This is a genomic window from Anaerolineales bacterium (genome assembly GCA_030583885.1).
In the GTDB taxonomy this organism is placed as follows: domain Bacteria; phylum Chloroflexota; class Anaerolineae; order Anaerolineales; family Villigracilaceae; genus Villigracilis.
Genome location: CP129480.1, coordinates 2,486,498 through 2,506,858, shown reverse-complemented (window position 1 = coordinate 2,506,858; position 20,361 = coordinate 2,486,498). Strand labels below are relative to the sequence as shown.

Here is a 20,361-nt window from a genome sequence, read left to right as displayed (position 1 = left end):
CGGGGAGATTTTTTATGGATAACTTCCGCGTATGGCCGTCAAAGCGTCTCCGCAATCACAAGCCCTGGCGACGGCATTCCCTTTTTTGAGAGTGCCAAGATATTCGCGGTTTCCATTCTGTACGACCCAACCGTTCATTGTAAATGGGATGGCACTGTCTGCAACCATCCATTCGCCATTGTACTTGCGCGCAATGTGGACGTGCGTGCCCGTCGAATGTCCACCTTCGCAGGATGGATAGCCGATCTTGTCCCCGGCTTTTAATTCCGTGCCAAGCGGGGCGCGTTGTTCTGATGCGAGATGCAGATAAAAGATGACCCAGCCTGTACGTTCGTTTCCATCCATGTCGAGATCAAGAGCAAGTCCGTCTGTACCGGAGCGTACAACCAAACCATCCGCCATTGCGGTGACGTAATTTTCCGGCGGGACGCTTGTGCAGCCTGAATCTTCGCTGGGCGGGGCAAGGTCTATTGCAGCAAGAGGTTCGCCGGTACCCCAACCTGTGTGGGGTCCGCCGGTGTACGACCAGATCTGGTTGTATTGGAACGGAAGCATGAATTCCGGCTGTTGCAGGCTGCCGGGGATGAGCGTAAAGGGGTTATCCCAGGGGTTGCCAAATAGGCTTGCGTAGGTCTGAAGCAGGCCGTTCGGTCCGGTGGAGAGCGTGTACTCATCTCCCGTGAAAACCCTTGAGTAATAGTATTGAAGCGCAACGGACGCCGCGTTCTGCCATGGGTCGGGTCTGATCAAAATATTGTCGGCGTTTTCAAATTCGAGCAATTTTCCGATTCTCCAGCCGTAGTATCCGTTATTGAGGATGTTTGCGGCAAGAACGAGCTGCAGATAGGGAGTTTCCCAAAAAGTGCGCGAAAGCCCAAGCAGGCTTCTTCTTGACGGCAATTCAGGATTCGAAAGTGCACCGCCCTGGTATTCAAGAATCGCCAGCAACAGGCGTGGACTGATGCTGTAATTGGTGGCGACATAGTCCACCATTTCTGCCCCGCTGCGCCATTTACCGCTGGCGTATACGCGATAATTCTTTAACCAGCCGGGATTCGACTGGACGAACGCAGCAGTATTGAACCCTGTATTCGTAGGTCCGTTGACAAAGGCGTGGTCGGGAATGATCTGTAATGGGCTTGCCCAGAGCGCAAGGTAATATATGGGGATTTTCATGGGCATGCCGGGCGGCATGGTGGTGGCATCACGCGGGATTTGCGGATTAGCGGCCAATATTTCGCCCACTGTGGTGTTGAATCGCAATGCGAGCACGGGCAGGGCATCGCCTGTCTGCGCTGTATAGTCCACAAGTTCTCCGGGTTTGAATACAGATCGGGTTGGCAATGGGGTTTGGTTAAAAGCGAAATCCTGAGCATCTCCGAACTGCCCCGGCTCAGGCGTGCCGAATGGGTTTACGGTGGAAGATTGGATGCTGCACGATGTGATAGAAAAAACAGCACAAAGGGTTGCTGAAAAAAAGGTTTTAATTGTTTTTTCTTTTTTATTCATCTTTTTCACGGGTGATATGGGACCAATACTGGCTGAGCAGATCTGCGGTGATAACCTCGTCACCGCGGACAAGTTTTCCTTTGTAGGCGGCTTCACCGGCAACGACGCGCCAGCCGCTCAAAACAAACGGAATGGGACCATCAGCGGTAACCCACTCACCATTATATTTCCTTGCAAAGTGAAGGTGCGTGCCGGTGGATATGCCCCCCTCGCAGGAGGCATGACCGATGCGGTCATTTGTCTCAAGCCAGGTTCCGGCAGGGACGCGGTTCTTGTCGGCGATGTGCAGGTAGAGCAGGTTCCAGCCGGTTTGTTCAAAGCCGTCACCATCCAGGTCGACCATCACAACACCATTGCCCGAACGTACCACCAGGCCGGGCGCTGCAGCCAGCACCCAGGTTGTGGTGGGGACACATCCGCTCTTGGCTGCAGCGGGGGCAAAATCTATGGCGGAAAATACACTATGCGCCTGCCCGTAAATATTGGGATTAATCTGTCCCCATCCGTTGTGCGGTCCGCCTGTAAAACTCCATTGGACGCCGGGCTCAAATGGAAGAACGAGTGGCGGCTGGTTTAAGGTGGCAGGAAAGAGCGGACTGGCTTCATCTGCGCGTGCCCATGGGTCTCCGAACATATCCTCGTACATGGCTGGAAAACCAGATTCTGGATTGATAATCTGCGCCCATTGTGATTGGCTGTGCAGTTTTGAAAATAAATACTGGATGGCTACTGTTCCGGCGTTCAAGTGTGGGTCAATGCGCAGTTTTGTTCCGTCGGGAAATTCAAGGTGGGTGATTGTGCCTGCACGCCATCCGTAGTACGCAATGGACATTGTGTTGATCGCCCAGAGCATTTGTACGGACATGCCTTTGTAGCGATAGTCATTGAACCCCATTGGAAAATCCGTGTGAAGCAGGTCAACCGGCCGCCCGCGCACCCAGCGGCTTTCGAACTCAAGAAGCCCCAGGATCAGCCGTGGATTGATTGAATTTTCGGTTGCAAGCCTGTCAATGGCGGCATGCCCCTCTATCCAGCCGGTCGAGCCAAGATACTCCCTGTATGTACCCAGATAGCCGCCCTGCTCTTCGACATATTTTTCAATGTCAAAGTCTATGGCGGTGACGGAATAAATAATCTCAGCATCCGGCATGATCTGTATATTTGGCGTGGTTGGCTCGTTGATGGTATTTGGGATGATGAGCAGTGTGCCGGGTTCAATCAGCGTGGTTTTGGTCAAGTCTGCATCGGATGTGATCTCGGTCTCTTTTACCCCAAAGCGGTTTGCCACCGCAGACAGCATGTCCCCGCTTTGCGCATAATAAAGGAAAGGGGCCGAGTCGTAGGAAGGCGTGTAGGTAGGTTCGATGATTGGGGTGATGCCATCCGTAGTGGGTGTATCGACGATGCTGAAGGGTGGAGGTGTTGTGGTTGGGAAAACGATCGGGTTGTCTTGAATAGTAAAGGGGTCGAAAAAAGGCGGGATCAGATTTGACGAAACCGGAGTGGGAGTTTGATGAACGCCCCAGATCGAAGCCGACGATCTGCAGGCTGATAATGTCAGGGACATTATCGTAAATACTACGAGGGTGCGATGCATACGTGATTGAATTATATCCGCATAGATTAAGCGTGGATGAATTAGCGGGTAATCAGGTTGAACTCATTGGCGCTGTCCCACGCTTCAATGCGGGTTGACCCGCGCGTGAGGAAGCCGTTATATTCGCTCCCGCTGCCGCTGGAGATCCAGCCGTCTAGGTTGAAGGGGATGAGGCCGTCGGCGGCGATCCACTCGCCGTTGTATTTGCGGGCGATATGCACATGCGTGGCATTTGAAACTCCGCCTTCGCACGACGGATGCCCTACTTGGTCTCCGGCAAACAGATATTCACCCGGTTTTGCGCGGTCTTGTTCCGCAATATGCATGTAAAAGATCACCCAGCCGGTTTGTTCGTAGCCGTCATTATCGAGGTCTTGTATCACTGCGCCGTTGGATGCGCGAATGACCAGACCGTCTCCCAGAGCGGTGACCCACCTGGCAGACGCGGCACAGCTGCCTTCGCCGTTGGGAGGGGCGAAATCTAGCGCCGCCCACGCAGAACCCGAATCCCAGCCCCCATGCGGTCCGCCGGTGAAATACCATGCTTCCCCTTTGTTAAAGGGAAGGTTCAAGGCGGGCTGCGTAATGGATGGCGAGACAAGCGGCTCGATTGCATAGGTGAAGGGATTGCCAAATAGGACGTAGTACGTAAGGAAAACCCCGGTGCCGCTTACATCCTGCTGCCATGTAGGCAGGTCGCCGAGTTCTGAAAAGAAGTATTGGACTGCGGCAGTGCCGGCGTTGATGGTTGGGTCAATGGGGACAATCTGTCCATCGCTCATGACCCAGGTTGCGAGGGCATTTGCCCTCCAAAGATAATAGCCGCGGTTCAACGTGTCCGCCGCCCATGCCAGTTGACGGTATAAACCGAGGCGGCTTTCGTCTGCCAGGCCCATCGGATAGGATGTGTTGAATGGTGTGGGATTGGTCACCCATCCGCTTTGATACTCAAGCAATGCTACTAACAACCGCGGATTGACAGAATAATTCTGTGCAACAGTTGTGATCACCTCACTGCCTGATAATAGTATGCCGTTCACATCCTGGGTATAATTCTCGAGATAGCCATTCTGGCTTTCTGTAAAATCCATTACATCGAAATAAACACTTGCGGGACCATGCACCATTTCAGAGTCGGGAATGATCTTGAAGGATGTCCCTGCACTGACCGGATTGGGGACTGGTATTTTCAGCAGCGTACCCACGCTTAATAAGTTAGGATCGCCGATGTTGTTGGCTTGCATCAATGCCTGAACACTGATGCCATATCTCTCTGCTATCAGGCCAAGCGTATCCCCTGCCTGCACCTCATATTCATCCGCCTGCTGGCGAGGGGTTGGAAGGATGCGGAGCGTATCCGGCGTGGGTGTATTTAGGATTTGCCCGCCCGGTCCGGCTGCCAGTGGCGATACGGTAAGCGCCACACGGGTCGGAGTTGACGGCCGTGTGGCGGTGGGAGCCAGGGGGGAACTTGTGTTAGCGGCGGCAGGCTGTCCTGCAGGCTCTTCCTGAAGCGGTAAAAAGGGGTCATAGGTCGGGAAGATTATTGGTGTTTCCACCGCCGGCGCGCATGAGGAAAGCAGGCTAATTAACAGGATTGCAGCGTAGAAGTCTCTGTGAAAATACATGGATGAGATTTTACCAGCAGTATAAAAAAAAGAGACACGCGCTTTGTTGAGCGGTGCCTCTTGCAGGTCATTTGTAGTGTCTAGGATTGGAAGCCGGAGCCCATGATGTAATTTTCGAGCCCGCGGATCTCGCTTTCCCTGTTTTCGATGGCAGCTATCATTGCATCGCGCATCGAAATCAGGCCGACGAGCTGGTCGTTCTCCACGACGGGCAGGTGGCGAATCCGGTACTGTTTCATCAGCGCCATGCACTGATCCACCGTCGTGTCGTTGGTGACTGTAATCATTTTGGGCACCATCACATCCTTGATTTGTGTTTCCTTTGCAGAGCGCCCTTCAAGTTCGCCTTTGTATAGATAATCCCGCTCGGTGTAAATGCCGACGATCTTTCCTTTCTCTGTCACCAATATTGCTCCAATGTGGGCCTCCGCCATCACTTTTAGCGCTTGCAGGACCGTATCTGTGGATTCGACAGAGAAATTGGTTGCAGTATCCTTTGACTCAAGTAATTTACGGACAGTTGTCATGGTTCACATCTCCTTTGGTTTTATACAAAGTCCTCAAGGCGGCCTGATGGCTTCATCGCCGCCTTGGGTTAATTATACTAACTCCACCTTGACTGCTGTGATCTTGTAGGACGGAATTTTCGAGACAGGGTCAAGTGAGGCGTGTGTTAATTCATTGGCTGAAGCCTCAGGGAAATGGAAGTTCGCATACACCATGCCCGGCGGTACGCGGTCTGTAACCCAGGCTTTCGCTTCGATGCTCCCGCGCCGCGATGTCACGCGCACGTGCGTCTTGCCGTTGATGCCGATCTTCTCCGCATCGTCCGGGTTGACCTCCACCAGAGCCTCGCCGTACACCTGCATGATGCCCTCCGAGCGGCGTGTCATCTGTCCGCCGTGCCAGTGATACAACACGCGTCCGGTGTTCATCACCATCGGGTACTCGTCGTCGGGGCGTTCCGCGGGCGGCACATGATCAATCGGCATGAACTTGCCCAATCCGCGTGTGAACTGTTTGGTATGCAGGATCGGCGTGCCGGGATGTTCCGCGTTCAGGCAGGGCCATTGCAGGCGTTCGCCCGCTTCCAGCCTTGCGTGCGTGATGCCGCCATAGGATGGGGTGACCGCGTTGATCTCGGACATGATCTCGGCTGTGGATGTGTAATTCCATGACGCATGCGGCGCCTCTTTCTGGACCCGGTCACTGATTCGGTCCATCAGGCGTTTTGCCACCTCCGAGAGGATCCACCAGTCGGGTTTCGAGTCGCCCAGCGGCTCGATGGCTTGGCGCACCATCTGCACGCGGCGCTCGGTGTTGGTGAACGTGCCCGTCTTCTCGGCGAACGACGCGCCGGGCAGCATCACGTCCGCGTAGACAGCCGTCTCCGAGGGGAAGATCTCCTGCAAGACGAGGAAGTCCACCGCAGACAGGCATTTACGGATGTGGTTCGTGTCCGGGTCCGACATGACCGGGTCCTCGCCGAGGATGTACAGCGCGTGGATCTTGCCGTTCAGAATGCCGGGGATCATCTCGGTCACCGTCATGCCGACCTTGGCTTCCGTTGTCGCGCCCCATGTCTTCTGGAATTTCTCGCGCGCTTCCTCGCTGGTGACGGGCTGGTATGCCGGGTATACGTTCGGCAGGGCGCCCATGTCACATGCGCCTTGCACGTTGTTCTGTCCGCGCAGGGGATTCACGCCGCCGCCCGCCTTGCCCATGTTGCCAAGCAGCATTTGCAAGTTGGCGAGGTCCATCACGTTGCGCACACCGACGATGTGTTGGGTAATGCCCATCGCCCAAATAACAGCCATCGGCTTGGAGGAGGCGAGAATTTCCGCCGCTTCGTACAGTTTTTCGATGGGGACGCGGGTGATTTCCACAACCTTGTCAGGCGGGTATTGCATCACCGTGGCTTTGAACTCGTCGAAGTTTTCCGTGCGTTCTTCGATGAAAGCTTTGTCCTGCCAGCCTTTTTCAAGGATGATATACATCAATCCGTTCAACAGGGCGATATCCGTGCCGGGGCGGTGACGGAGATGCAGTGTCGCAAATTCGGTAATGTCAATTTTGCGCGGGTCAGCCACGACCAGTTTCGCGCCGCGGAATCTCACCGCGCGGCGGAGCATCGTGCCGAAAACGGGATGCTGTTCGGTGGTGTTGGAACCGATGATGAAGAAGGCTTGTGCATGTTTGGCGACATCGTCCATGCTGTTGGACATCGCGCCCGAACCGAAGGAGGCAGCCAGACCGGCTACCGTGCTGGAGTGTCAGAGACGGGCGCAGTGGTCGATGTTATTCGTTCCTATGACCTGCCGCGCCAGTTTGTTCATCAAATAATTTTCTTCGTTCAGGCATTTTGCCGAAGCAAGGAAGCCCGTGGTGTCCGCGCCGAATTTCGAGCGGCTCTCCGCGAATTTATCCGCGACGATGTCGAGAGCCTTGTCCCATTCGGTTTCGACCCAGTCCCATGCTTTGCCTTTTGTTTTTTTCTTCTTCCCTTCCAATAGATAGCGCCTGACCTTCGGTTTCGCGAGGCGGTCAGGATGATGAATGAAGTCGTAGCCGTAGCGGCCTTTTACGCACAATGCCATGCCATTCACGGGTGCCTTCGGGTTCGAATGAACGCCGATGACTTTGTTATCTTTCACCAATAAGTCGAACTGACAGCCCACACCGCAGTACGGGCAGGTCGTGGTGGCTTTCTCCACTTGATGCGCACGCGCGACGCCGTAATTCATCTTGTTGGATAATGCTCCCGTTGGGCAGTACGCCACGCATTGACCGCACGACTCGCAGCGCGCTTCGAGCATGTTCACGCCCGCGCCCGCCACCATGACTTCGTCAAAGCCGCGTTTTGCCACGCCCCACACATCACGGACTTGAATTTCTGCACACGCTGATTCGCACCTGCGGCACAGGATACACTTGTTCATGTCCACTCGGATGAAGGGGTTGGGGTCGCTGTCCATGGGATAGCGTGTCCCCTTCGCGCCCCAGGCAGGGACCTCGGCTTTGTATTCGTACGCCAGGTCTTGCAGTTCACATTCTCCCGCCACGTCACAGGTCAGGCAATCCTGCGGATGATTGGCAAGCATGAGTTCGAGCGTCAACTTGCGGTCTTTCATCACCCTTTCGCTGTCGGTTTCGATCTCCATGCCATCCCAGACGGGGGTGACACATGCGGCAGGGGATATGCGCCAGCCTTTGACGTCCACCACGCACATGCGGCAGTTGCCTGTCGGGTTCAGATCCTTGTGATAGCACAGGGTCGGGATGCGAATGCCATGATCCCCGGCAATTTGCAGGATCGTTTTGCCTGCTTTTGCCTGGATTTCTTTTCCGTTAATTTTTATATTCACTGTCATTGATTGCCTCGTTTTGATCCATAACCTGCGAATTACGAATTGCTTTCGGTGAACTCCGCTTCAAAAAGCGCCAGCGCGGACTTCATTGGGATGCCCACGCTCTGTCCCAACCCGCAGAACGAAGAGACTTGCATCAAGTCTGCGAGCGCCTTCAATTCGTCCACATCTCCCTTTTGACCTTTACCAGCCGTCATGCAGTCCAGAATTTCAAGCGAGCGCCACGTGCCGACACGGCAGGGCGTGCATTTTCCGCAGGACTCGACTGCGAAGAAGTGCAGTAATTCTCTCAGCATCGCAACGAGAGAGATGCTTTGGTCGCAGATCAGGAAGGAGCCTGCGCCGAGTGAAATTCCATTTTGCCCCGACGAAAAGTCGATTGGCACGTCCAGCATGGATTCATCTGCGATCATCCCTGCCGCGCCGCCGCACAAAGCGAATTTGAAATTCGATCCTTTGGTCATTCCGCCGCCAAATTCCTCGATGATCTGGTGCAGGGTCAAGCCGAACGGGGCTTCGAACAAGCCGGGATTTTTTACGTGCCCCAACACCATGTACATCTTCGTTCCGGGGGTTGTATCGGTGGAAAGCGAATTCCACCATCCCGCGCCATTCTTGATGATATGCGGGACGGCACAAAATGATTCGACATTATTTACCGCGGTCGGCTGTCCGCGGAAGCCATAGGTGGGCGGATACGGCGGACGCAGTCTCGGTTCGCCGCGTTTGCCTTCGAGCGATTCGATCAACGCCGTCTCTTCGCCGCAGATATACGCCCCTGCGCCGCGATGGACGTGGATGTCGAACGAGAAACCGCTGCCTAAAATATTTTCACCTAAAAGATTTTTTGCCCTTGACTGTTGGATTGCATTTTCCAGCCGCCGAGCCTGATATTCATATTCCCCGCGGATGTAGATCCACGCTTCGGACCCGCCGCAGGCGTATCCTGCTATCGTCATGCCTTCGAGCAACTGATGCGGATTCGTATCCATCAGCACGCGGTCTTTGAAGATCAGCGGCTCGGATTCATCCGCGTTGCAGATGATGTAGCGCGGAGTCCGCTTTTCGGAAGCGACGAAGCGCCACTTCCGCCCGACGGGGAAGCCCGCGCCGCCGCGTCCCTGCAAGCCGGAGGATTCCACTTCGGAAAGAACCGCTTTGGGGTCGGTTTGAAGCGCTTTTTTCAATCCGTCGTACACGCCGTTTGCCAGTGCGTCGTCAACCGAGTCTGGGTCGATCTTTCCGATCAGGGTTGTCATCACACGGACTTCACCTTTGCGGGCTTTGCTGAAATCCGTCGGCACGCCGCGCCAGCCTTCGCAGACTTTCTTTGCGTCTCTGGCTTCCACAGGACCCGCCTGTTCGTCATCCACCAGAACCGCAGGCGCGCGGTCGCACAAGCCCAGGCAGGAGGTGCGTTCTACTGACCATTGACCATCGACCGCAGGCAACCATTCTTCCACCGACGCTCTTTTAAGCCAGCACACGGGACCATCACACACGCGCAAGACTTTTTTGCGTTGTTCAAATGAAAGCATGGAATAAAATGTCGCCATGCCATACAGATGATGGGGAGGAAGTTTCAGCGCGCGGGCGGCATCGGCGACAGTGTCAGGCGTAAGCGTGGAGTGATGCGTTTGGATGTCCTTCAGCACCTCCAGCGCGGTTTCGCGGCTGCCACCGTGTTTGTCCGCAAATTCCTGTATTTCGGGCGAGATCAGTTTGTGGATGATATGTTTGTTGGTCATGCTTTTGCTCCATTGAAATTATTCCTTGTCCTGCCGTATTTGGTAAGTTTCTTTTCTCACTACCCAACGCGACATTTATCCCTTTATATAGTGACATATTTCACAAATAATTATAACAAAAAAAGCGGCGGTTAAGCCGCTCATCGAGATTTACAAACCGACCCGCTGCGGATTGGAATACACATTGAAGCGGTGTTTTCTAGCGTAGCCGATCAGCGTGATGCCGTATCGCTCCGCCATCTCGATGGAAAGCGACGAGGGGGAGGTACGAGAGATTAAAATGGGCGCGTTGAGTTGCGCTGCTTTTTGCAGCATCTCGGAACTGATGCGCCCCGTGGTGATAAGGATGCGGTTTTCGGGAAAAACATTTTGCATCAGGCACATGCCTGCGATCTTATCCAGCGTGTTATGCCTGCCGATGTCGTCCGCGGCGAGGACGACTTTTTCGCCGTCGCTCAACGCAGAAGTGTGGACGCCGCCCGTGTCGCGGTACAGTTCCTGTGACTCGAACAACTTCTCCACCATCTCCATGATCGCTTCAGGCTGGACCTTGAGCCTGTTTTCCCCAAGATTGACATTCGGCTTCGCGAGCAGGTCAACCGCAGTCACACCGCCCGTACAGCCCGATGTCCTACGCCAGTTTGTCGGCTGTTCGGCATCCTGGTTTAACCACACATCCACGTTATCGCCATGCTCACATAAACGGACGTCCGCCACCTGATCCATGCTTTGGATGATGCCTTCGTTATATAAAAACCCCACCGCCAGTTCTTCCAAATGGATGGGCGTGCACATGAACGTGATCCATTCCTTGCCGTTCACGGTCAGAGATACAGGCGTCTCGACGATGGTTTCAGCATTGTGGTGCTCCCATTTTCTGAATTCATATCTATGATATTCAATTGCTTTGCTTGAAAGAATCATTTTCTCTCCAGATACCAGTAAGACTTTCCATTTCGGTTTTTACTTGTGTTGCGGTTTTTTTCGAATTTTGATGAGCCTTGCAGAATATGGACGGGTCGGCAAGGAATGCGCCGAGACAGGCGTCCGTACACAGGCGGATGGTTTTCCCGCGATGTTGGGCGGAGGGGAAATATTGCGGGTCCGCATCGCGGAAGATGCGTCCGCACAGGGTGGCGAAGGCCTTGGGCTTTGTCAGATCTTCGCTCATGGAGTCACTTCCGCGATGAATACTTCAAATGGAGCGACCTTGAACTGCAGAGCTATCTCGCCGCCGCGGCGCTCCGCACTGGAGAACAGCAGGCTTAGATTGCACTTTTTGATCTCCTTTGTTTTGGAAAAATCCAGTTCGAGCAAGTTCTCGGAGAAATTCAATACAACCAAAACCATCTGTCCGCCGGCTTGGCGCAGGAGGGCGAAATACTCCTTTGCGTTTGGGTGCAGCGGAATGTACTCTCCCGTTTGCAGGGCAATGGACGATTTGCGGACATGCAAAAGGTGTTTGTAGTACTTGAGCAGGGAACTGGGATTCTTCTCCTGATCAAAAACATTGATGCCATTCTGGTAATTTGGGTTGACGGGCAGCCACGGCTCCACGCCTGCGGGAGAGAACCCGCCGTTGGCTTGGTTCGACCATTGCATCGGCGTGCGGTTCTTATCGCGCGTCATTTCGGCGGTGCGGAGCATGGCTTCCTCTGGATGGATGCCCATTTCTGTGACGATGGTATGGTAATACCATGACCCCATTGTATCCCTGACCTGTGAAATATCGGTCAGTATATAGTCGGTCATACCGATCTCTTCACCGTAATATAGAAAAGGTGTGCCTTTCAAGGTCAACACAAGGGCGGCATGCAGGCGGGCAAGTTCCGCTCCGTGGAATTTGTTCCCGAAGCGGGTGTATAGGCGGGAACAATCATGATTTCCCAAGGTGTTGCATGGCCAGCCTTTTTTCGCGGACAGATCGTCCAATCTTTTCAGCCTTTCCTTTTGATTCTTGCGGACATGCCCAGGTGTGATCCGTTCTGTTCGCATCAACGGGAAGTTGAAGACGAGGTGCAGTTCGTCATTTCCATTCCCCATGTAATCAATATTGTCATCTTCACCGACCAACATACGGTCGCCGTCGTATTCATCGAGAATGGCACGGAGTTCCTTCATCAAGTCATGTACGCCTGGCTGTCCCCACTGATGTTTGAACATATCGTGCCAGTATTTATCGCGCAGTTTCTTCTCTTTGGGCGTTTGCACCAGTTCGGAGAAGCGGCGCAGTTCTGCCAAATTCATCGGGACGTTGTGCGGAGCAAGTTTCGGGTCTTCGAAGATGGTGCCGATGGCATCGAGGCGGAAGCCATCCACGCCGAGGTCGAGCCAGAAGCGGACGGCGTCCCACATGGCTTGTTTCACTTCGGGGTTGTGCCAGTTCAGGTCAGGCTGCTGCTTCATAAAGTAATGATAGTAATACTGATCCCGCTTAGGGACATAGGTCCACGCGTCGCCGTCGAAGCAGGATTGCCAGTTGTTGGGCGGTGTGTCCACCCAGACGTACCAATCGGCTTTGGGATTGTCACGGCTGGATTTGGATTCGATGAACCAGGGATGTTCGTCCGAAGTGTGATTCAGCACCAGGTCCAGAATGAGGCGTATGTTCCTTTTATGCGACTCGAACAGGAAGTGGTTGAAATCCTGCATTGTTCCATATTCAGGCGCGACGTTGCAGTAATCCGAAATGTCATATCCGCAATCCCAGTTGGGAGAGGGGAAATGCGGCGAGAGCCACAGCGCGTCCACGCCGAGCGATGCAAGATAATCTAGTTTCTCGGCCGCGCCTTTGAAATCGCCGATGCCGTCGTTATTGCCATCAGCGAACGAACGCGGATAGATCTGATAAAAAACAGCGGTCTGCCACCATTTGAAATTTGTCATAAGTTCCTCCCAAACTCAGGAGACGTTGGACTCCAGCCTGCCAACGATCTTCACGCAATTATGCTTGAAAACTTCTTCCCTGTGCGGCGCTTCGGGGAGCTCACTGGTCAGGTCCTGCCCGGGGAAATGCAGCCATTCATGCATATCCAGCCGCCATTTGGGGCAGCCGGTCACATCATAAACGATGCCGTTATAGGCGATGAACTTTCGTGTGCCGCGCTCGCCCGTGCTGCGCTTCAATTCTGACAGGGAAATGAGCCTTTCTGGAATCCTCATGGAGGGGATTATATCGTTGAAATAGAATCAGGCAGCGGGGTCAGCCTGAGGCGGGGACGATGACGGTGCGTACGTCACTGCCGAGTTGTTCCAGCGCATCCAGCTCGGCATTGATCTGCATCTAGCGGGATGGTCTTGGTGAGGATGCGGGATATATCCAATCTGGGGGTTATAACTCGATGGAAAATAATTTCAAATCAATGTCACCTGCCGATAATTTAATCGTTTTCTCACAACTCATTCCGATCTTTTCCAGCACGCGGACCGAACTTCCGTTTGCGGGGTCGACGATGGCGACCAGCCTTTCCAACCCGATTCTATCCTTTGCGTATGCTTTCATCCCGAGCGCCGCCTCAACGGCATATCCCTTTGACCAGTAGCGCGGCAGGAAGGCGTAGCCGATATCCACATCGTCAAGTTCGTCGCGTTTGCTCAAGCCGCATATGCCGATGGATTCGCCCGTCTCCATGCGAATGACAAGGCTGAGACCAAAACCGTTCCTGGCATAACTGGCGGCGGGTCCGTTAAGAACATAGGCCTGGGCAGCTTCGGTTGTGCGGACGTTTCTGTCCCCAATGCTTTGAATAAAGGATGGGTTGTTCAGTAATTCCAGGATAAAGTCAGCATCTTCGACGGTGAGTTGGCGGATGAGCAGGCGCCCGGTTTCCAGTATTTTCATGCGGCGGATTATACCCGTGCAAGGCGGGTCTTAATAGAAGCATTATCCCGAAATAACCCCTTGTTAATCCAATCTTCGGAAGCTGGACTATACTCGGGCGAAGACTGTAAAGGAGCAGCGTATTGATGTTCGAACAAATTTCCATTCAGAAACCATTGCTAGAGAAGGCCGGGCTGAGGGCGAGACGCCGCCTGCCATTTTCAGGCGCAGGCAATTTCCGCGACCTGGGCGGCTATCCTGCCACGGACGGCGGGACCGTGCGCTGGGGAGTTCTGTATCGTTCCGGCGCGCTGGATAAAATGACATCCACCGACCTCAAATTTCTGGCGGCGTTAAATTTGGAGCGTGTAATTGATTTTCGTGCGGCGCATGAAAAGGAACGCGCGCCTGACCGGCTGCCGCCGGATGCAGATATGCGGGTGGTCGAAATTCCGATCCTGGATGCCAGCACAAAGGTCTGGCATGAGGCGCGGGAGGAGATGATCAGGAAGTTAAAGGATGTGGATCCCGCCGACTATATGACGGCGACGAATGTCGAACTTGCGACCACGTTCACGCCTGAGATGCGGAGATTTATCCGCGAAGTGCTTTCCTCCAACGGGCGCCCTCTTTTATTCCATTGCGCGGCGGGCAAGGACCGCACCGGGTTTGGCGCGGCGCTCCTGCTGCGGTTGCTGGGCGTGCCTCAGGATATTGTGATGCAGGATTACGTGTTGACCAACACATATTTCCTTGCCGCGCATACGTGGAGACTGTTTCTTGTGCGTTTGTCCCGGGGGGAGCGTTTTGCGTCCGTCATTCGCGGGTTCATGGATGCGCGCCCTGCCTATCTCTCGGCGGCCTTCGACGCGCTTGAGCGCGAACACGGCTCGTTCGAGAAGTATGCGCGTAACGGGCTGGGGCTTTCGGCGGGGGATGTGGAACGGTTGAAAGAGATCTATCTGGAGCAGGTGACATAGGCGCTGCCTGCCGTGCGCACGTCATTGTTTGCGCCTGGATTTTTCCTCTGCGAAGGCAATGGCTTCGGGAGGCGCGTGGGCGATCAGCCACAGGACGATGGCTGCATCGAGATGGCCTTTTGAATTGACCTCCATGGCATACGGCAGCACACGGACATCGCCTGTCAGTTCCAGCCACTCCAGCAGGGACTGTGCGAACAGGTCATAATCGAATGCGTCGTACTGGAAGGAGATGGAAGGCATCCCCTTCAATCCTCGTCCTGTAGAATGGCTTCCCCTTTTGTCAGCCATGAGACCCCAAAGGCGAGGATGGCGACGGTCTCCAGCCAGTAGAGCAGGTTGAGACCGTTGAGGCGGGTTTCCAGGCTGTGCGGCAGCAGGAAGAAGATGACGATCAGAAGAACGCACAGGGCCATGGTATAGCCGCAGACTTTGTACACGATGTTCCTTTGTTTCTTTCTGTTTGTCTGGCTTTTATTCGGGTGCGTCTTTGTGAAGAGGAAGAGCGAAAAATAGATCAGGGTCAGGAAGAACAGCGCCGCAAAGACCAGGTGCAGGCTTCCCACCCAGTCCCAGGTGTTTGGGCCCGCCTTGGCTGGCGTGGTCGGGAAAAGCGCCACGCCAATCGCGAACAGGCTGGCCAGGTTGCCCGCCCAGTTATCCTGGGGCTCATAGCCCTTGTAGGAAAGCAGGAAGACCCCGATGGCGAACAGCGTGCCGACGAAGACATCCCGCATGCCCGTGTGGTAATAACTGCTGATGGAACTCTGGATGCCGGTTTGGAAAAGCAGCCACGCCCCCAGAGACAGCATGAAGGGCAGGGCGGTGCCGAGTATTCCCACGGCTTTGCGCAGCGTCAGGTATGAAATAATCAAACTCATCTGGCTTGGACTGGCTTCTTTCATTGCTCAATTCTCCTCTGAGTGCCGGGTTTTGCAGGAACATTAATAGATAATATATCAAATGAGGCTGTTTTTCAAGTTAGGATTTCATGTGAGAGTCATCTGCCTTTACCGGTTGCGTATTAGGGCAGTTCGGGGTTTCTCAATATCAGGTTGTATGGAGTGTTTGATACTCATGTTTATTCATTTTCGTTTATGATACCGCTTATAATTAATTGCGCTACTCGTAAATCCAAAATCCCGTATTGGAAACCCCATGACCCAACTCATCGAATGCATCCCCAACTTCTCCGAAGCGCGGCGGCCCGAAGTGATCGACCGCATCGCCGCCGCCGTTCAATCTGTGCCTGACGTCAAACTGCTCGACCGCTCCTCCGACCTCGACCATAACCGCACGGTGCTGACCTTCGCGGGCAGTCCCGCGGGCGTGGAACAAGCCGCCTTCCTTGCCATCCAGACCGCCGCCGAATTAATTGACCTTGACAGGCACACGGGCGCGCATCCTCGCATCGGTGCGACGGACGTGGTTCCCTTCGTCCCGCTCAACGGCGCGAGCATCGAAGAGTGTATCGCCATCGCCAAACGTCTTGGCGAGCGCGTGGGCGGCGAGCTCAACATCCCCGTCTATTTGTATGAGGCGGCGGCGATGAGTCCCGAACGGGTCAACCTCGAAAATATCCGCAGGGGGCAGTACGAAGCGCTTAAATCTGAAATCGAATCCGACCCGAACCGCCAGCCCGATTACGGCCCGGGCAAACTGCCCAAGGCGGGCGCGACGGTCATCGGCGCGCGCGCTCCGCTGATCGCCTTCAATGTCTATCTCACCACCGACGATGTAAGCATTGCCAAAAAAATCGCCAAAGCCGTGCGTCATTCCACGGGCGGCCTGCGTTACGTCAAGGGGCTGGGTCTGCTCGTGGACGGGCGCGCGCAGGTCTCGATGAACCTGACCGATTTCCACCAAACGCCCATCGCGCGCGTGATCGAGTTCATCCGCCGCGAAGCTCAGCGTTACGGCGTCGGCATCCATCACAGCGAACTGGTCGGCTTGATTCCCCAGGAGGCGTTGGTGGATGCGGCGGTCTGGTACACCCAACTGGATCAGTTCTCTCCCGAACAGATTCTTGAATCCAGACTCTTTTCTTCTCCCGCCGCCGGCGCTTCATCCTCCCCCCAGCCTGCTTCCTTCCTTGACGAATTGGCCTCCGCGGTACCCGCTCCCGGGGGCGGCTCGGCTGCTGCGTATGCAGGTGCCATGGGAGCGGCGCTGGTATCCATGGTCTCCGGTCTCACCGTCGGGCGCAAGAAATACGCCGAGGTGGAAGCCGAGATGCAAGCCGTACACGTCCACGCGGAACGACTCCGTGCTGATATGACCCAGGCCGTCGAAGACGACGCCGCTTCGTTTGAAGCCGTCATTGGCGCCTTCAAATTACCAAAAGAGACCGAAGAACAACAGACCGCGCGTACCGCCGCCATTCAAGTCGCCACCATGAACGCCGCGCACATCCCGCTCCACTCGGCGGAGAACTCCCTCAAGATCATGGAACTTGCCGTCAAATGCGCCGAGAACGGCAACCTCAACGCCATCAGCGACTCGATGTCCGCTTTCGCCATGGCGCGCGCCTCGCTGACCGCTGCTGGCTACAACGTGCGCATCAACGTGGACTCCCTGCCGGATAAGTCCGCAGGACAGCCCTATCTTGACGAACTCACCGTCCTCGAAAAAGAAGCCGATAAACTGGAAAAGCGAATCCGCAAAGTGATGAAGGAACGCGGCGGGATTTAACTCTGGACTCGGACAGCTTGCTGTCCATCGCCTCCCAACCTGACAGCAAGCTGGTCGAGTCCAACATCTGCTCGAAGAGCACAACCATATGTATCGTGCATTAATTCTTTTCGTATTATTCATCATCGCCTCCTGTGTCCCTGTCCCTGCGCCCGTAGAGACAGTTGCCGTATTGCCGAGCGCCGCGTCAACTGAATTTGCGTTCACCCCTATCTCGACTTCAACGCCCACTACGATGGCACCGACTTTCACCCCCACGCAAATCCCCTGTGACCCACTCACCGCAGATTTCTGCATCATCGATTGGAAATTCCCATTCCATGCTCCCATCCTTCCGCCGGATACCGATTCAGTGGATGGGACGTACCGCTATGGTTCGACGCAAAGCGGGGCGCGTGACCCGCATCATGGCGTCGAGTTTCAGAACAGGTTCGGCACACCTGTATATGCGGCGGGGGATGGGGTGGTTGTGTTCGCAGACCCGGACAAAACCACCAAATTCAGCCCGTGGACGAATTTCTATGGGAATATGGTGCTCATCCGCCATGCGGGGGATTTTTACACCCTGTATGCGCACCTCTCGAATATTTTTGTTCAGGCGGGCAGTCAGATAAAAGCTGGGGAGCGCATTGGGGAAGTCGGTCAGACGGGAGGGGCGACGGGCAGCCACCTCCACTTTGAGGTCCGCAGGGGAGGCGCTGGCACGGATTATTTTTCCACCGAGAACCCGGAGTTATGGTTAATTCCCGCTGAAGGAACGGGCACATTGGCCATCACCTTGAAGGTGGACGTCGAGCGGAACTACGAGCGCCCGCTGGTGGTCACGCGCTTTTTGGATGGAAGCACAGACCCGCTGTTCGTTTATTATCTTTCGTCATACACGAAGGGATTTGAGCATAATGAAGAGGATGCCGTGCTGGGCAGTCTGCCGCCGGGTCGATACAAGGTTGCTTTTAGTGATGGGTCCGGGTTGCGGGAGCGCATTGTCCTTGTGGAGGCTGGTAAACTGACCCAGGTTGTGTTCGAAAAGAAGTAACCGCTTTAACCGGTTGAAAAAGCCGAGAGCTTGATCTCGGCTTTTTCTTTTATTCTTCAAGAGTTGAAATATCGCCTTCGGGCAGTCCCTGTGCCCTTGCCTTCAACACGCGGCGCATGATCTTGCCGGAACGCGTCTTCGGGAGTTTGTCCACGAACTTGACATCTTCAGGGCGGGCAATTGGCCCCATATGCGTGGCGACGTGCTGGCGCAGCTCCTCTGCCAGTTCAGGCGAAGGCGCGAAGCCGGAACGCAGCAGCACGAACGTGTGGATGGCCTGTCCCTTGACTTCGTGCGGCAGACCGATCGCCGCCGCCTCCGCCACGGCCGGGTGACTGACCAGCGCAGATTCAACCTCCGCCGTGCCCAGCCTGTGCCCGGAGACCTTGATGACATCGTCCACACGCCCGATGATCCAGTAATAACCATCCTTGTCACGTTTGGCGGAGTCACCTGTGGTGTAGCGTCCGGGGTACTTGCTCCAGTATTGATTGACGTAGCGTTCGTCATCGCCATAGATCGTCCGTAGCATCGCGGGCCACGGATTCAAGAGTGTCAGATAGCCTTCCGTGTCATCTGGGACGGGATTGCCCTGCTCGTCCACGATCTCCGCTTTCTGACCAAAGAAAGGCCGCGTCGCGGAGCCCGGTTTGAGCGGAACCACCGGTGTCGGCGTGATCATGAACATGCCCGTCTCCGTCTGCCACCAGGTATCGATGATCGGACATTTCTCCTTGCCGATCACGCGGTTATACCACTTCCATGCCTCGGGGTTGATCGGCTCCCCGACCGTGCCGAGCAGGCGCAGGGACGAAAGATCGTGCTTGTTGGGCCAGGATTCGCCGAAGCGCATTAATCCGCGTATGGCAGTGGGGGCGGTGTAGAAGATGGTGATGCCGTAGCGTTCGATGCACTGCCACCAGCGGTTCGGGTATGGGTAGGCGGGTCCGCCTTCGAACATGAACGATGTCACGCCGTTGATCATCGGACCATAGACGAGATAGGAATGTCCCGTGATCCAACCCGGGTCGGCGGTGCACCACCAGCGATCCACGTCGTTAACGTCGAAGACATATTTCAGGGTGGAATACGTGCCGACCATGTAGCCGCCGTGCGTGTGCAGGATGGCTTTCGGTTTGCCTGTGGAGCCGGATGTGTACAGGATAAAAAGCGGGTCTTCCGCGTCCATTACTTCGGTGGGGCATTTGCCGTTCGCGATGGGCAGCACACACAGGTCGTGATACCAGTGGTCGCGTCCTGATTCCATGGTCACGCCATTGCCGACGCGTTTGACCACGATGACGTTTTCAACGGACGGACAGCGCTTGAGCGATTCGTCCACGATGGCTTTGAGTTCGACGATCTTGCCGTTCTGGAACGAGCCATCACAGGTGATGACCAGCTTGGATTCGCTGTCCTCGATGCGCCCCTGCAGCGAGTCGACCGAGAAGCCGCCGAACACCACCGAATGGATCGCGCCGATCTTGGCGCACGCCAGCATGGCAAAGACGATCTCAGGCACGCGCCCCATATAAATGGTCACGCGTTCGCCTTTTTGAACGCCCATGGCTTTGATGATGTTCGCCATGCGCGACACTTCGCGGTTCATCGCAAAATAGGAATAGGTGCGGTGGTCCTTGCCGTCTTCGCTTTCCCAGATCAGTGCAAGCTGGTTCTTGCGGTGGGTTTTCAGGTGTCGGTCAATGGCATTGTGTACGATGTTGGTCTTTCCGCCCACGAACCATTTGAAAAACGGCTTATTTGAATCGTCCAGCACCTTGTCCCACTTCTTGAACCATTCCAATTCGGATGCTTCGTCCGCCCAGAAGCCCTGCAGGTCTTTACCTGCCTTTTCCGCCAGCGCGTCCCATTCCTTCAAGCGCGCCTGCTCCACCACCTGCTCGGATGGATAGTAAACTTCGCCTTCCATTGCTTTCGGCTTGCTGGTCTTCGCCATGGCAGTCTCTCCTCTGTCTGAGATTTT

The 20,361-nt window shown here is 55.1% G+C and carries 17 protein-coding genes; 3 read left to right on the top strand and 14 right to left on the bottom strand.

The window, feature by feature from the left end; translation table 11 throughout:
• Positions 1 to 12: 12 nt before the first annotated feature.
• The 11 genes from QY332_12475 to QY332_12425 form a co-directional block, all read right to left on the bottom strand.
• Positions 13 to 1,308 (bottom strand): peptidoglycan DD-metalloendopeptidase family protein, encoded by a 1,296-nt coding sequence (locus QY332_12475; GenBank protein ID WKZ34428.1) that lies wholly within the window; start codon positions 1,306 to 1,308, stop codon positions 13 to 15.
• Positions 1,309 to 1,501: 193 nt separating this feature from the next.
• Positions 1,502 to 3,076 (bottom strand): peptidoglycan DD-metalloendopeptidase family protein, encoded by a 1,575-nt coding sequence (locus tag QY332_12470; GenBank protein WKZ34427.1) that lies wholly within the window; start codon positions 3,074 to 3,076, stop codon positions 1,502 to 1,504.
• 71 nt (positions 3,077 to 3,147) lie between these two features.
• Entirely contained in the window at positions 3,148 to 4,734 is a 1,587-nt protein-coding gene (locus QY332_12465) for a LysM peptidoglycan-binding domain-containing protein (GenBank protein WKZ34426.1), read from the bottom strand.
• Positions 4,735 to 4,814: 80 nt separating this feature from the next.
• Entirely contained in the window at positions 4,815 to 5,261 is a 447-nt protein-coding gene (locus QY332_12460; protein ID WKZ34425.1) for a CBS domain-containing protein, read from the bottom strand.
• A gap of 72 nt (positions 5,262 to 5,333) precedes the next feature.
• Positions 5,334 to 8,105, bottom strand: a complete 2,772-nt coding sequence (gene fdhF / locus QY332_12455) for a formate dehydrogenase subunit alpha (GenBank protein ID WKZ34424.1) — start codon at positions 8,103 to 8,105, stop codon at positions 5,334 to 5,336.
• Between the two features lie 32 nt (positions 8,106 to 8,137).
• Positions 8,138 to 9,850, bottom strand: coding sequence for an NADH-ubiquinone oxidoreductase-F iron-sulfur binding region domain-containing protein (locus QY332_12450; protein ID WKZ34423.1), 1,713 nt, complete (start codon positions 9,848 to 9,850; stop codon positions 8,138 to 8,140).
• Between the two features lie 150 nt (positions 9,851 to 10,000).
• On the bottom strand, positions 10,001 to 10,774 hold the full coding sequence (gene fdhD, locus QY332_12445) for a formate dehydrogenase accessory sulfurtransferase FdhD (GenBank protein ID WKZ34422.1): 774 nt from the start codon (positions 10,772 to 10,774) through the stop codon (positions 10,001 to 10,003).
• Positions 10,749 to 11,021 carry a hypothetical protein gene (locus QY332_12440; protein WKZ34421.1) on the bottom strand — a complete coding sequence of 91 codons (273 nt, stop codon included), beginning with the start codon at positions 11,019 to 11,021 and terminating at the stop codon, positions 10,749 to 10,751. The genes fdhD and QY332_12440 overlap by 26 nt, the downstream gene beginning before the upstream one ends.
• Positions 11,018 to 12,736 (bottom strand): alpha-glucosidase, encoded by a 1,719-nt coding sequence (locus QY332_12435; protein ID WKZ34420.1) that lies wholly within the window; start codon positions 12,734 to 12,736, stop codon positions 11,018 to 11,020. The genes QY332_12440 and QY332_12435 overlap by 4 nt, the downstream gene beginning before the upstream one ends.
• Positions 12,737 to 12,751: 15 nt before the next feature.
• A complete protein-coding gene (locus tag QY332_12430) occupies positions 12,752 to 13,012 on the bottom strand; it encodes a cytochrome b5 domain-containing protein (protein ID WKZ34419.1) in 261 nt (86 codons plus the stop codon).
• A gap of 169 nt (positions 13,013 to 13,181) precedes the next feature.
• A complete protein-coding gene (locus tag QY332_12425) occupies positions 13,182 to 13,691 on the bottom strand; it encodes a GNAT family N-acetyltransferase (GenBank protein WKZ34418.1) in 510 nt (169 codons plus the stop codon).
• Between the two features lie 125 nt (positions 13,692 to 13,816).
• Here QY332_12425 and QY332_12420 point away from each other — a divergent pair, with 125 nt between their 5' ends.
• Complete coding sequence (locus QY332_12420) at positions 13,817 to 14,650, top strand: tyrosine-protein phosphatase (protein WKZ34417.1); 834 nt, start codon at positions 13,817 to 13,819, stop codon at positions 14,648 to 14,650.
• Positions 14,651 to 14,671: 21 nt separating this feature from the next.
• On the opposite strand, the gene QY332_12415 is transcribed toward QY332_12420, so the two are convergent.
• Positions 14,672 to 14,893 (bottom strand): hypothetical protein, encoded by a 222-nt coding sequence (locus QY332_12415; GenBank protein WKZ34416.1) that lies wholly within the window; start codon positions 14,891 to 14,893, stop codon positions 14,672 to 14,674.
• A 5-nt stretch (positions 14,894 to 14,898) separates the two neighbouring features.
• Positions 14,899 to 15,555: a hypothetical protein gene (locus QY332_12410; GenBank protein ID WKZ34415.1), complete on the bottom strand. Its 657-nt coding sequence runs from the start codon at positions 15,553 to 15,555 to the stop codon at positions 14,899 to 14,901.
• A gap of 253 nt (positions 15,556 to 15,808) precedes the next feature.
• Here QY332_12410 and ftcD point away from each other — a divergent pair, with 253 nt between their 5' ends.
• Positions 15,809 to 17,341, top strand: coding sequence for a glutamate formimidoyltransferase (gene ftcD / locus QY332_12405; GenBank protein WKZ34414.1), 1,533 nt, complete (start codon positions 15,809 to 15,811; stop codon positions 17,339 to 17,341).
• 88 nt (positions 17,342 to 17,429) lie between these two features.
• The gene (locus tag QY332_12400) at positions 17,430 to 18,377 is read left to right on the top strand and encodes a M23 family metallopeptidase (GenBank protein ID WKZ34413.1); all 948 of its coding nucleotides are present in this window, start codon (positions 17,430 to 17,432) and stop codon (positions 18,375 to 18,377) included.
• Positions 18,378 to 18,426: 49 nt separating this feature from the next.
• Here QY332_12400 and acs read toward each other — a convergent pair whose 3' ends face one another.
• On the bottom strand, positions 18,427 to 20,334 hold the full coding sequence (acs, locus tag QY332_12395) for an acetate--CoA ligase (protein WKZ34412.1): 1,908 nt from the start codon (positions 20,332 to 20,334) through the stop codon (positions 18,427 to 18,429).
• Positions 20,335 to 20,361: the final 27 nt, after the last annotated feature.